The organism is Shewanella sp. 1180_01 (assembly GCF_052850535.1).
Genome location: NZ_VXCT01000079.1, coordinates 1 through 13,985 on the forward strand (window position 1 = coordinate 1; position 13,985 = coordinate 13,985).

A 13,985-nucleotide genomic window follows, 5' to 3' on the forward strand; every position below is an offset into this window, starting at 1 on the left:
GTGTCAATCACATTTTAGTCGGCAAGATACCAACGAAAACTATCGTCTCGAGTCACTTTCTTTTGTGATAACATTGAATAGAGCTTAGCGTTAACTGTCGGACGATCTGCAAACATAGTAAATTCATTGTCTAAAATCTTAACTAACTCTTTAGCCGTAATAGGTTGGTAAGCGTCTAAAGCTTTTAACAAGTTAACCTCTAAAAGATTATTTTCTTGTGTATTCTTCTTAACAACAGGCAATCCATAACGATTGACATACCTTCTGTACTTATCGCTATCAAACAGTTTCTCTAAATCCAGTTCAACACCGTTTTCAGTCAAAAAATCTATGGCATTTTTTTGCCAGGAAGTTGGCGAGTGCTGAATAGCTAATTTCTTACCATTGGGTAAGTTTTTTCTAAATTCATTTGGAAAACGCACGGTAAGGTCGTTATGAGTTAACTCGCTCAAAGAGTAATCTGTCATCTTTTCACTGGGTAAGCCCATATATATCCAAAGCTTAAAGTTATGTGAACCTTCAACAATATGAAAGTCGCCACAATCTAAATAAATAATAGAAGTCTGTGGCATCGCTTTTAGTTTGATATAACTCGTCGTTAAACTCTTACCTAGCACTCTCTTTACTGTATGTTCAGCTTGATAGCCAAGCATAAGTCGTGCATTACGAACAAAGCCATGTTCATAAAGTCCTTCTAAAAATCGCTTACGCGCTGGGAACATCCGGTTCAGTGATTCATCACCAGTGTGATTAGCGTACTCTGCAATCGCACCCAAAAATAAGCGCAAGTCTTCCTTGGCAAGCCAGCTTGTTACAGCTTTAACTCTATTTTCACCAATGGGTTTCCACCACTCGCGGTAATTTTTAGCGGTATTGGCAATACGGGGATCACCGGCTAAATTCAGCACAAAATTTTGCCACACTTCGCTTGGTGCACCGGCAGAGCGGTCAATAATAATCTCGAGTGCGATGTGGCCAATGCGTTTACCTTCTTCAAAAGGCATGGTAGCAACATCATGTTTTAATAATTCATGGAGAATATCGTTCTGCTCACCAACGGGAATTTCCCTTAGTGTGTCTAGGTAATATTGAGCATGACATACATCTAAAAAACGCCCTTGTGGTAACTCGTTTAAACGAAGTTTTTTTAATTGCTCACTAAGATCTAAATGGTTTTGTTTTGCAAGATTCACTAACGCCTTAGGGGCAGTTAAATCAAACAGCCATTTTGCACTATTCAGAACAGATAAAATGGTATCACTGCTTTTTTTCCGCTCATCTAAACGTTGCGCTATTTGTTGCTTAATCCATGCTGTTAATTTATTAAAAATATTGCCATCAACCAAAGCATCAAAATAACGATAGACCAACGAAATTAAATTCATTAACGACGACATGCCAAGCTTTGGGTGTTTGGCTTGAATGTAATCAATGGTCTCTTCGTTTAATGAGCCTTTTCTTATCTCTTCTTTATCAATCCACAGCTGAGTTAACACCCTAACGCCTTTGCGTTTAAGCAGTGTATGGTTTAATTGCGCAACATCGCCATTAACAACAAAACCACTAACCTGTTGCTCAAGTGCCTTAAACTCTTCACCTTGCCCTGCACCATCAGCAATTGTCTTAGTTTGTAATGTAAGGCTGCTCCACTGCTTTGTAATACGCTCCCAGTTAAACTGGGCGAGCTCTGGTTTAGGGGGTAAAAACAGCATAATTACTGCATCTCCAAACGACTTCTTACTGATTCATATTCCGAACTTGTAGGTCTACGAATAGTGAAGCGAATATCAATTCGTCTATTTGCTCTAAAATCATTGTCGGTGACTTCATCCAATACCATTCTGCGTGTCGCAGCGTAGCCGCTTACTGAAAAAAGCGGATTGCCATCTTTGTTGTTGATCCCCGCTAAATTAAGGTGACTCGGTAATGATTGACTCCAAAGTTCCCACAGCGAAATAGCTCGAAAAGTAGATAAGCCCCAATTGCCTTTGCCCAGCATGCCATTGAAATTTTTACTGTCGGTATGGCCTTCAATAAAAATGGTATCCAGAAATTGCTCACGATTGTCTGTATTAATCACCATTGAAAGCACTTCGCCAATTTCAAGCGCGGTTTGTTCAAATTGAGGATTAATATTAAATGCGGCGCTATCAAACCCTAAAATGTCGTTAGGAATACTTAACACGGTTTCATTTTCACTAACGGTCACTTGTATGCCACGTTGCCTTAATAAATCAGCGGCTTCATGTAATATCGTTTTACGAACCCCTTCAGCTAAGTGCAACATTTCTAACTCTTGGGTAAATGCTTGTTGCTTATTTTCAAGCTCTTGTTTGGCTTCCATAAGCTCAACCATTAACACAACAGACGCTAAAATGAATAAAATTAACAACCCAGACAAAATGTCAGAAAACGACATCCAATAAGGGTTTTCTTCATCTACACTCACATCGTCTGTTCTAAATATCCGCATTAGCTATGCTCCAATTCATCCACTAAGTCAGAAATTGAACTCACTGTTCTGCGCATCTGGTCGCTAAACTCAAGTGTTGTTGTATTCCAGGTTTCCATACGTTCTTTAACTTGGGTATTTACTTCTGCTGAGTAACTGCGTAGCCATTCATTTGTTTGTTTCTCAATATCCGATACCTGTTTAGTTAACGTATTGCCTAAACCTTCAAATGAAGACTCAATTCCTTTTATAAAGTCGGTTTGATGGGTTTTCATTTCAGTGAAACCATTAAAGGCTAACTTTGCAGTATCGCCAAACTGCTCTGTTGTTGTCACAAGTGACGTTTCAAGTTCTTTTAATATTTTTGCTTGCTCAATGACATGGTTTGCTAAAGCATCATTTTGAGCACAAATATCTTCAATTGTGTCAGTCATGTCAGCTAAACGTGTATCAAACAGCTCAGTGGCCTTCACTAAGTTGGTTGATAACATGGCAATTTGGTTTGAACTATTACTTAAGTTTTGGCTACTTGTCGCTGATGATTGTGCAACCGTTTTAAGCTCGCCTACTACTTCTTTATGTTGTGCAACAACCATATCCATATGGGTTTGTGTCCGTTTTACCGCATCGGTCATAGACGTCAGCATTTGGTCTTGCTGCGCTAACCACTTGCTTAGCTGAGATTGCAGCTGATCACGATATTGCTCATCTCGTTTAGATGCCTCAACTTGTTGGTTTTGTAATAACGAACTAAAGTTTTCTTCTAGCTTTTGTTGGCGCTGTGCTGAGTTCTGCATAAAGCTTTGTAAGCTGGTTTCTAACCCGCTGGTAAAGGCTTGTTGCTGTGCAGTGGTCTTTTCATTTTGGCTAGTAAGATCACTCACAAAACTACGATTTGATTCACCCATAGCATTTTGCACTTGGCTCATAGAGTCAGATAACTGAGTTAACGTTTGCGACTGCTCAGTTAACCAATCACCCAATACCGACTGTAAGTTATCTACATGGCTTGCTTCACGTGCAGCTTGCGACTGCTGCTGCGACTCAATGGCTGAAAATAGCTTTTGTTCCATCGACTGCTGGCGCTGTTCGCTTTGGCTCAGCATTGCTTCAAGTTGTTGATTAAATTGTGAAGATGCTCCAGCCTGCTGCTCTGCCATTAGCTGTGATTGTTTGCTGCTTTGTTCAAGTACCGCGTTCATTTGCTCGCTTAAAAGACTGACCGCCTCATGCATTTGCTCAGTCGACTTTTGCATTAGCTCGCCTTGGCCTCTACCTGCTGCTTGCATGCTTTCGGTAAAGTTACCAATAAGATGCTCTAACACCCCGCTAGTTTGTTGGCTGGCATTACTCACTAATGATTGCATTGCAGGTGCCATTACGTTGTTTAACGCATTGGTAAATGCCTCTTGCATGCTGTCACTGACGCCCGAAATGGTCTCTTGCAAACGGTCGCCAATACGTTCATGCAGCTCTTGCAGAGCTTGACTACTTTCACCGGTGTTTTTAGAGATATCAACTAACGACTTTTCAGCAGGTAAACGAGGATAAAGAAAATCAATTTTTTGCTGTACCTTGACAATGTTACTTAAAATGCTCCGCTCGGCTATTTTCTCAATAAAGTTAAGCAACAAGCTTAAACCCACCCCCCAAACAGAGGTCACAAAGGCAAACGCCGCGCCGCTCATCATGCTAGCAATACCGGCTTTTAATACTTCAATATCGTTACTTTCAATATGAATATCACGCAGGCCCATGGTCAGGCCCATAAAGGTACCTAACACACCAATTGCAGTTAAAAATGAAGGGGTTGCAGCTAATAACCTGTTAGAGGTTAACCCCGCAGAAAGGGTTTTATGATTAAAAAAGTGCTCTGCATCCAGGGTATTATAAACGCGCTGGGTGCGATCATCTTGTACTAAACTTTCGCTAAATTCATGCCACAAGCTATGCACTATTTTATCTTTTGATGCGCTCGCTCGTTCAGTAATACTCAGGTTATTATCATAAAGTGTGGTGACTGTTTCACCCTTAATAATCTGCCTGACTTGCTCTACTCTGCTTTTACTCTTAAGCGTACGCGAAATAATGGTTATCAGCGCAATAATAAACACTATTAGTAAAGCAAGCCAAAACGATACCCCTAGCAGTGATTGAGGTATCAACCAATGCGATGGCAAAAATTCCAACATTATTACTACTCCCTTAGTATTTTGGGTATTGATTGTTTTAGTTAAAGCTCGCCTGCGAAGGCTTTTTGGCTTAGTGAATTAAACTCTTGATTAGCTAGATCGCTACTACTAGCTACTTTTTCCAGAAAGTTCCTAACAGATATATATGTTTCAGAAAACTTTTTCTGTGTAGCCAAGTCAGGTAAAGGCACTTTAACATCTTTTATTTTTGCCAATGTTAGCCTTGTTATTGCTGCTCCTGCCATATTTGCAGTTAATACCAACTTGGTTCTGGGGTGATTTAAGAACATGCATTAAAATTCGGAAGTAATTTTATCATAGTCAGGTTTAAGCAACGCTAAGCTAGACAGCATACTAAACTCAAAATCATAATCGTTTATAGCTGCTAAGCCCGTTGTTGCACCATCTTTAATATAAAGAACATCGTTTAATTCAGGGTTACATCTAGAGTATATGGCTTGATGAGATTCTTCTGAGATATACCAAGGATTTTTATGAAATTCTAAACCTGTTTTCTTTAAATGCTTAGCCGTTACATAAGGAACTCCACATTCTATTATAGGCGGAGAATGATGAGTACCATCTGTAATTTTTTTGCATAATGAGCTTAACGATTGAACTTCCCATCCCTTCGGGTTAGTGACGGGATCACCGAACATGTCTAGGAATACGCTGCGGAGGTAGTCGTCGGCAAGTTGGATGGCTTGTTTGCGTTTACTGCGGATGGCATCGGCTTTATCTAATATCGCGGCAATGCGTTTTTGCTCGGCTAGTGGTGGGAGCAACATAGGATAGCCTTTTAACGCATCCATATCGATGCCACTTTGGCCAGCTGTACGCTGTGATAACCCATCAATTAAACGAAAAAGCTCATCCTGCTTGAGAAAGTAATAGAGATAATCACGATCTACTTTTTCTGAGGGTTTTGCTTTCATCAAGGCTACGTTATATGCCCCTTCTAAACCCTGTAAAATTTGAAATACAGGAGGCCCATATCGTCCAATCATGACATCATCTTTAGTACAAAATTTCTTAGTAGATGTTTCTGGAATAAAAGTTAAATTTTTATCTGACTTATAATCTCTTATCTGCAATAGACGAACAAAGCCTTTTTTAGGCTCATATAAAAACGTTGACTTGGGTGGCTGCGAACCACCAATAAAGCTGACTACATCACCTAATTTAACCATTGGCCAACTCACAGCATTGCCTCCAGTTCATTCAAGTCTTTTAGAATATCGTTTTCTAGGGCTTTAAGCTTGGTTAGGATGACTTTTGGCTCGGCATAGACTTGGGCAGTATGCACCACTTCTTTGTAGCGGTTGATCGACAAGTCATATTTATTGGTTACGATATCGTCTTTACTGACCCAAAAGGCTTTTTGAGTGCGATCGTTGGCTTTTGTTTCAGCGGCTGATTTATCACGGGCTTTATATTCACTCACTAGGTTTGGTAAGTCGTTAGCTTTGATTGGGGTGCGTTTGTCGTCTAGTGAGAAACCATCGGCTTGGACATCATAAAACCACACGTGGTCGGTGCTGCCGCCTTTGGTAAAAATCATAATTGCGGTAGACACGCCAGCGTAAGGCTTAAATACCCCACTTGGTAATGAAATGACCGCTTCTAGCTGGTTGCTTTCGACTAATAATTGACGTAACTGCTGGTGGGCATTGGATGAGCCAAATAACACACCGTCTGGCACGATAGTGGCAGATTGACCGCCGATTTTTAACATGCGCTCGATTAAGGCAACAAATAGCAGTTCAGTCTTTTTAGTTTTGACTTTTCGCAGCAGCTCAGGGCAAACGTCTTCTTCATCTAAACTGCCTTTAAATGGCGGGTTAGCAAGAATGATATCGAAGCCTTCTTTTGAATCTAGTGGGAAGTTTTCACTAAATCGTTGGCTTAGGGTGTCTTGATAATGTACGTCGGGTTGTTTAATGCCATGCATCACTAGGTTCATTGCGGCAACCCGAAGCATGGTGGCATCAAAATCAAAGCCGTGGAACATGTCGGTGTCTATGTGTTGGCGTGCTTGTGGATCGATTAAATCACCAGAAAATAGTACATTTTCAAGTTGCTGCCCTTGGTTGCCTAGAAGCGGTTTACCGTCTTCATCAAATAATGGTTCACGTTCTATACTGTCTTTTGAGGTGTATTTTTCGAGTAGGTATTCGTAAGAAATTGATAAAAAGCCACCGGTACCGCTTGCTGGGTCGCAAATGCGGCTGGTTTTGTTTGGGTCTAGCATTTCGACCATGGCGCGGATGATATGACGCGGTGTTCTAAACTGGCCGTTAATTCCCGCGGTGGTGAGTTTACTTAATAAATACTCGTATAAATCACCTTTGGTATCGCTGTTATCAAGTGGCAAGTCGTTAACCATTTCAACCGCTTTTACCAATAAGCTTTGTTTTTGGATCATTAACTGGGCATCTTTCATAAACTCAGAAAATAACGAGCCTTCGTTGCCCTCTTTTACTGATGCCGCTGAGCTAGAACCAAAATACGGGAAGAGTTCATCTTTAACTGTTTTGTATAGCTGCTCGGCACCTAAATGACGAATATTTTGCCAACGCAGGTGTTGCTGCGCATCATTAAAACGACGGTTAAACGCTTGGCCAGTTCGTGCACTTCGCTTTTCGTCAATTTGTTCGTTCATGTCGAGCATGCGGGCGTACATTAAAAAGGTAATTTGTTCGATAACCGTTAACGGATTGGTAATGCCGCCGGTCCAAAATTCTTCCCATAGCTTGTCGATTTTGCTTTTTAGTTGACCTGTGATCATGGTGTACTCTTTGTGTATAAAACAGATTAGGACGCTAAAACGTCATAAGTTTTAATGAAAAAATAAAGTTAAAATGAAATTCGAATTTATTGTGTGATGACTTGTTCTATTGTTTGTGTCTTTTGACCTAATTGAACATCAAATTGAGCAATAAAATCTTGAATCACATCGGCTTGCTGCTCGCTAAATACCCCATCTAATCCCATATCATGAACTTGGGTAAAAGGTGCATCATAAAGCTGTGATATTTGTATCGACCCATAACGAATTATATGGTTTTGTAACATGCCAATAAAGCGTTGCTGCTTGGAATTCATATAAGTGTGGGTTTGTTGAACAAACACGGTGAACTTTGCTTCTATGTCTTGTTTATCCATACCCACTATGGTGCGTAATATTTTGTCTAATGTGGCAGTAGATTCCGGGAAAAACTCTTTAAGGGTATTTAAGTCTACGCTTGGATTTTGGGTATGCACAAGGGAGTTTAGTTTGGCTAAATCATCTGCTGTTACCGGTTCGCCTTTACGTATTTTCTGCAGTACTTGCTCCGTTGCAAACAATGGCGAAAGTGTTTTTTCCACCTCTTGACGAAATATTTGATAATCAATAGAGACAATTTTTGTTGGTCGTGTTGATTCGCGTATTTCACTAACCTCTTCTTTTACGTCAATGACATAATCAACTGTTGGAGGTTGAGCAGATTTGTCGCGTAAATGAATGATACTGCGCAATGCTAAACGGCTTTGTTCTAATGCATCAAAGGTTAACAAGTCCCAGTATGCACTGGTTTGAATGTTGGCAATATCTTTCGCTTTTGCACGCACTTCATTTAGGTGCATTTGTAATGACTCGACCTTGCCCATTAAACCTTGCTTAACAAGATCTATTTGATTGGGATCGGTAAACATTAGCGTTTGAATGGTGGCAATTTCATTATCCAATTTATAGGCTTCAGATTGCCCCATAATGTTACGCCATTGCATTAGTGGTGCAATATACTCAAACAAATTGGCTTTTGTTTGTGGGGCAAATTGGTTAAGCGTTTTTTCATCTTTACAGGATTCAACCACTAGCCAGTTATCGCGCACCGCAATAGTGTTCATATCAAGTGCTTTAATATCTTGATGGATAAGCTTTATCACGGTATCAAAGGTCGTTATGTCTGCCTTTTTAAGCGCGGTTTCAGCCAGTAACAGACGGCTTTCAAACAGTTTTTGAGTAAGAGATTTAGCCTGTTTTACATCTTCTTCGCTTGGGTCCATATCGAAGTAGTTGAAGTTTTCCCAGTGGTCAAAAATTAAGAAGTGGGTTTTATCTTTGCCTTTTCCATAGAGATCTTTGCATAGGCGTGTGCCACGACCAATCATCTGCCAAAATTTGACTTTTGACTTAATGGGTTTGGCAAATACAAGATTGACGCATTCTGGAACGTCAATTCCGGTGTCGAGCATATCTACTGAGATAGCAATGCGGGCACTGTTTACTTCATTTGATTTAAAGTCATCAATTAACTCTTCTGCCCGTTCATATTTTGAATGGATAACGCGACAAAAGTTACTGCCTAATTGAGGATACATTTCGCCAAACAGCTGCGACAGGAGTTCAGCATGAGCAATGTTGCGGGCAAATACTATGGTTTTACCAGGTAGTTGACCGTCACTATCACGCAGGCCCTTTTCCATTAGATTACGTAAAATAACGCGATTGGTGTCTTTATTTTTTACCGCTTCATCGACTTGTTTGGCGTCAAAGTTTAACTCGTTAGGGTCAATGCCTTGATCTTCTAATTGTGCAATTTGTTCATCTGTGAGGTTATCTTTTTTGATACCTTCGCGTAAAAACTTAGTGGTTAAACTAACAATTTTATAAGGTACTAAGTTACCTTCTTCAATCGCCTTTTCTAATGGGTAATTAGCCGTAGGCAATTTGAAATCACAACCGAATAACTGGCACGTTGAGCGCGATACCATTTCAACAGGTGTGGCGGTTAAGCCGACCTCTAGTGCATCAAAGTATTTAAAAATATCACCATAAATATTATAGATAGAACGGTGTGATTCATCAGCGACAATTAAATCAAAATAACCCACATCATATTTTTGATAAATACTCATCATGCCAGGGTAAGTAGCAATGAATACCCTTGAATTTGTCGCTAACTCTTTTTTGGTTTTACCTACGATGTATAGTGGCTCATTGGTAAACTCATTAAAGGCATTACCCGCCTGTTTACGTAACTCTTTACGGTCACATAAAAACAGTACGCGTTTGGCCCAGCCTGCATCGAGTAGCCGTTTAGCCAGCGCAATAGATACACGCGTTTTTCCTGTGCCAGTTGCTTGTACGATAAGAGATTTGCGATGTTTATCGGCGAAACGTTCACATACACGAGTGATTGTTTCCATTTGATACAAACGGCCTGCGACATTGGTATCGATTGGTGTTTGATTTAAATCTTTTTTAAGGCCTCTCTGTTTAATTAGATATTGCAGCGAGTCTTTAGAGTAATAGCCGTAAAGTTTACGACTGTTATAGCCTTGGACATCGTCTAATATACGGATGTCGTAACCGTTAGAGTAAAATATAACCGGTCGTTGATTGTACTGTTTGTGGAGTGCATCGGCATAAAGCTTAGCTTGTTGCCTGCCTTTTTCGACAGATTCACGAGTCCGCTTCGCTTCTATTACTGCGAGTGGTTTTCCGTCATCGTCCCAAAGCACATAATCTACATAACCTATGCCTGTACTGGTAGGCTGATCAGTTACCTGTACTTCTTTACCTACTTCATCTGTGCTCGTTTCATCAAGAGACACCTGCCAACCAGCAGCCCGTAGATCCATGTCAATGATCCGCGCACGAGTTTCTGCTTCGCTAAAGTTAAAACTTGCAGTGATAAGTTTGTTAAGCGCCTTAATTTCACCGACTTTTGCTTCATTTATCGTTTGCTTGAGTCTTTCGGCTTCTTGTTGGGCTTGTTTTTGTGCTTGTTGAGACGCCTCTAATTCTTCTAACGCTTTTTTGAGCCGAGCTTCATTTTGGCTCAGCTGTAGTGCTAGTTGTTTATTTTTTTTAGTAAATTCAGCATCACCTTGATTTAAGGGCTGCTTTTGTTCTGGCGCAGTAAATTCTGGGCAATCAGCTTGTTTCCCATTTCCGTAAGCCATAAATAGATAACAGGCAACATAATAGCTTTCTTTTAAAATCCAAATAGCTTGTTGTTGATCGACTCGACCTTCGTGTGCCGCTTGATTACCGCTTTTGCGTATTGCGTGAAGTTTATCGGTAATTAAATTGGGGACTACGCTAGTGAAATCATCCGATGTGAGCTTGTCATAGATATTTGAATTGGGAAAAGCAGGTAATTGAAGTTCTTTATAAAAATAGCCGACAACCTGTTCAGCAAAACAGCGAAGTTTAACCAATGCACTTTGTGGATCTGATATCGCATACTCTTCAGCAAATGCTGCTAATTGATGGAGCTGTGGCCATTTTGTTTGAATATGCTCAAAATTCATTGATTGCTTCATTCCGTGTTGCTTCCTTATGTCCCTACTGCATTCGCAATAACAATGCCAATCTGCCGCGATGGTTATTTTTCTATGTCAATCTGCAAACGCTTCATCCAATTGGTTAGCGTTTGATGATCTTTTAAGCCCAACATTTGCGTGGCTTGCTTTTTTACATTGCCACTGGCCTTTAACGCGGCTTTGACATAGTTTTTTTGAATATCATCAGTGAGTTGAACTATATCAACTTTATCGTGAAGAGACATAGATATATCAGTGGCTTGTTGTGGTTTATGTGATGCAAGCAAGGCATCTGCAAGATCGTTAGCTGTGATAATGCTTGAGTCGGACCATAAGCAGGCCCGATTTAATGTGCTCCATAACTCACGAATATTACCTGGCCAAGCTTGATTGGAAATAAACTCTATTGCTTTTTCGCAAATATTCTTACTTTGATACTGAGGATGTTTGGACCCAACGTGATTAATTTGGCTAATGAGCTGATTGACTAATTTTGGGATATCTTGCTTTCTCTCTCTTAGTGCTGGCATTTGGATAATGCCGACCGCGAGTCGATAAAACAGATCTTCTCTAAACTGGCCAGCGGCGATCTGTTGTTGTAGATCTTGATGTGTGGCCGCAATGATTCTCACATCCACATAAATGGGTTTATTGTCTCCAAGGCGATTAATCTCACCTTGCTGTAAGGCTCGTAGCAATTTAACTTGAATATCAAGAGGCAGCTCCCCTACTTCATCGAGAAAAAGCGTGCCGCCATCGGCTTGCTCAAATAGACCTGCATAGTCTTTGTCCGCCCCCGTAAAGGCCCCTTTTTTATGGCCAAATAATGTAGAATCTGCCAAGTTTTGCGCAAAAGCGCCACAATTGACGATTCTGATGGGTTTATTGGCCCTTAAACTTCCTTTATGGATGGCATGAGCCATTAATTCTTTTCCGGTACCCGTTTCACCTAAAATCAATGCAGGGACTTCAGCGGCGGCAATTTTTTGAGCTTTAACAATAAGGGCTTTCATGGCGGGTGATTGGGCAGTTAAAGCTGTAAACGCTGTGCTGTGCATGGATAAAGCACTTGCACTCGAGGCAATGTTCTTAGCGGCAGATTTGACATAGGTATGAATAAAATCGAGGGGGATATCCACCTCAATTAATTGATTATCTGGGGTGGTTTGTAAAAAGTGGGTATTGGGCTTTCCTTTACCTATAAGCACTGACAAAGTGGTCATGGTTGGCGTGCCGGATGTGAGGTTTATTGAAAGCGTTTGCGCTTCATCACTCAGTTTTGCTATCCAATGTTCGCTAGTTTTTGCAATTGACTGATAATCAATCGGGCTATTTATATGGGCTTTAAAGACTTGAATATCGTGAAAAGGACGCTGATTAATGGCCAGTTGTTTTTTTAAATAGCGTTCAAATTGTGGCCACAGCTGTTCATCTTTATTGGATAAAATAACTATTTTATCGAAGGGAATTTTGGATTTTATTGCCAAGGTTACAATTGCGGCGCCCTTGTCAGACTGCATGTTTTCAAGGTCTTTATTACCAAGCCAGGTAAGTAGTATGTTCAATGTGGTCACTCATCCATTAGTTTGTAAATAATATTACATCAAATAATTTTATTTACTACTAAGAAACGCAGCTATTAATCTTCTACGTACTCAATCACATCCTCTACTTTGCAACAAAAATAGTGACACAAAGAGTCGATGGCTTTGGTCGTCGTCGAGTATTCGTAGCTTGGGTTCATCATCTTAGATAAGGCCGTTCGATTAACACAAGCTGAATCTGCGACTTCCTGAAGTGTGATTTTTCTTCGCTCTCTGAATTCTTTTTCAGCAATTAACTCTTTGATTTTAAATCTAATCACTCAATTCCATCCTTAAAATACGTAAAAACATTTAAATGTTCTTTGTAAGAACATCGCCGCCACGCTTAAATATTCCTATCAAGAACATTTGATCAACCCAAAGAACATTTCGAGGTATTTATGCCACAAACATTATTCAATGCAAAAGAACTTTCTCAAAGAATAAAGTTTAGCGCGCCTTATATCAACCATACATTGAAAGATAATGTTTTCATCGAAGGGGTTCATTACATAAAGCCATTCGGTGGTCGAAAAATTTTCTACATCTGGGAAGTAATTGAAAAGGAATTATTTAAACCAAGCTGCCCTGCTAAATTCATCATTCCAATGGCTAGAGGAGGTGTATGTCATGGCTAATATTCGTGCACGAAATGGTAAATTGTTATTTGATTTTACCTATCAGGGCGTTAGGTGTCGCGAACAGACCACATTGCTCGATAACCGGCTGAACCGTTCTCGTCTAATGGGAATGCTTAACACAATGGAAGCCGAGATAAGATTAAATAGATTCGTATTTAGGAATTATTTTCCATCAAGTCCACGATGCTCACATTTTGTCGATTCTGATGTGCTTATCGAGAACAATCTAGTCGAAGTACAAAAATACAGTGGATCAACATTACTCAGCAATATCCCCACATTCAGTTTATTTACCGCTGAATGGCTGGCTGAGAACCGGATACAGTGGAAAATTAGTCACTACAAGAATGTCGCTATGATATTTGAGCGTTACTTGATGCCTGAATTCGGGCATTTTCGTTTAGACGAAATCACCCGGCCACAGTTGATTAAATATCGGGCTAGTATCAGTGAACCGAAACGGAAAGGAAGGCAAGGTAAACTCAGTAATGACTGGATTAATCATGTTATGACTCCGTTGCGAGGGATCTTAAACGAAGCGGCTCTTCGTTTTGAGTTCCCAACGCCATTTACCAATATTAAGCCGTTAAAAATTGATAAAACGCCTATAGAGCCTTTCTCATTGGCAGAGGTACAGCTGTTTTTATCTAACGTTAGAGAAGATTTTCTTGACTACTATACGGTGCGTTTTTTTACCGCGATGAGAACTGCTGAGATCGATGGTCTTAAATGGCAATACGTCAATTTAGAGCGTGGTGAGATATTAGTTCAAGAGACTCTGGTTGATGGCAATGTCGAAACA

The 13,985-nt window shown here is 40.3% G+C and carries 11 protein-coding genes; 2 read left to right on the forward strand and 9 right to left on the reverse strand.

Features of this window, described 5'->3' with window-relative positions:
• Positions 1-14: 14 nt before the first annotated feature.
• From FW758_RS22905 to FW758_RS22945, 9 genes are all read right to left on the reverse strand, one after another.
• Positions 15-1,712 carry an EH signature domain-containing protein gene (locus FW758_RS22905; protein ID WP_259563607.1) on the reverse strand — a complete coding sequence of 566 codons (1,698 nt, stop codon included), beginning with the start codon at positions 1,710-1,712 and terminating at the stop codon, positions 15-17.
• Positions 1,713-1,714: 2 nt separating this feature from the next.
• Positions 1,715-2,473 (reverse strand): OmpA/MotB family protein, encoded by a 759-nt coding sequence (locus tag FW758_RS22910; protein WP_259563608.1) that lies wholly within the window; start codon positions 2,471-2,473, stop codon positions 1,715-1,717.
• Positions 2,473-4,644, reverse strand: a complete 2,172-nt coding sequence (gene zorA, locus FW758_RS22915) for an anti-phage ZorAB system protein ZorA (RefSeq protein WP_446446628.1) — start codon at positions 4,642-4,644, stop codon at positions 2,473-2,475. Before zorA ends, FW758_RS22910 begins: the two co-directional genes overlap by 1 nt.
• 41 nt (positions 4,645-4,685) lie before the next feature.
• Complete coding sequence (locus FW758_RS22920; RefSeq protein WP_446446629.1) at positions 4,686-4,889, reverse strand: restriction endonuclease subunit S; 204 nt, start codon at positions 4,887-4,889, stop codon at positions 4,686-4,688.
• A 48-nt stretch (positions 4,890-4,937) separates the two neighbouring features.
• Positions 4,938-5,846, reverse strand: a complete 909-nt coding sequence (locus FW758_RS22925; RefSeq protein WP_446446630.1) for a restriction endonuclease subunit S — start codon at positions 5,844-5,846, stop codon at positions 4,938-4,940.
• Positions 5,843-7,432, reverse strand: a complete 1,590-nt coding sequence (locus FW758_RS22930; protein WP_446446631.1) for a type I restriction-modification system subunit M — start codon at positions 7,430-7,432, stop codon at positions 5,843-5,845. The genes FW758_RS22925 and FW758_RS22930 overlap by 4 nt, the downstream gene beginning before the upstream one ends.
• Before the next feature lie 86 nt (positions 7,433-7,518).
• On the reverse strand, positions 7,519-10,959 hold the full coding sequence (locus FW758_RS22935; RefSeq protein ID WP_446446632.1) for a DEAD/DEAH box helicase family protein: 3,441 nt from the start codon (positions 10,957-10,959) through the stop codon (positions 7,519-7,521).
• A gap of 62 nt (positions 10,960-11,021) precedes the next feature.
• Entirely contained in the window at positions 11,022-12,533 is a 1,512-nt protein-coding gene (locus FW758_RS22940) for a sigma-54 interaction domain-containing protein (protein WP_310795097.1), read from the reverse strand.
• Positions 12,534-12,598: 65 nt separating this feature from the next.
• Positions 12,599-12,823, reverse strand: a complete 225-nt coding sequence (locus tag FW758_RS22945; protein ID WP_226058616.1) for a helix-turn-helix domain-containing protein — start codon at positions 12,821-12,823, stop codon at positions 12,599-12,601.
• A 120-nt stretch (positions 12,824-12,943) separates the two neighbouring features.
• Between FW758_RS22945 and FW758_RS22950 the strand changes: the two genes are divergently transcribed.
• Positions 12,944-13,180: a hypothetical protein gene (locus tag FW758_RS22950; RefSeq protein ID WP_446446633.1), complete on the forward strand. Its 237-nt coding sequence runs from the start codon at positions 12,944-12,946 to the stop codon at positions 13,178-13,180.
• The coding region (locus tag FW758_RS22955; protein ID WP_446446634.1) for an Arm DNA-binding domain-containing protein at positions 13,173-13,985 on the forward strand (813 nt) is incomplete at its 3' end. The genes FW758_RS22950 and FW758_RS22955, both read left to right, overlap by 8 nt.

Bases quoted from the DNA above. Each gene is read 5' to 3' on its own strand.
- zorA (WP_446446628.1), bottom strand. From the start codon at position 4,644: ATGTTGGAATTTTTGCCATCGCATTGGTTGATACCTCAATCACTGCTA.
- FW758_RS22920 (WP_446446629.1), bottom strand. From the start codon at position 4,889: ATGGCAGGAGCAGCAATAACAAGGCTAACATTGGCAAAAATAAAAGAT.
- FW758_RS22930 (WP_446446631.1), bottom strand. From the start codon at position 7,432: ATGATCACAGGTCAACTAAAAAGCAAAATCGACAAGCTATGGGAAGAA.
- FW758_RS22950 (WP_446446633.1), top strand. From the start codon at position 12,944: ATGCCACAAACATTATTCAATGCAAAAGAACTTTCTCAAAGAATAAAG.
- FW758_RS22910 (WP_259563608.1), bottom strand. From the start codon at position 2,473: ATGCGGATATTTAGAACAGACGATGTGAGTGTAGATGAAGAAAACCCT.
- FW758_RS22935 (WP_446446632.1), bottom strand. From the start codon at position 10,959: ATGAAGCAATCAATGAATTTTGAGCATATTCAAACAAAATGGCCACAG.
- FW758_RS22905 (WP_259563607.1), bottom strand. From the start codon at position 1,712: ATGCTGTTTTTACCCCCTAAACCAGAGCTCGCCCAGTTTAACTGGGAG.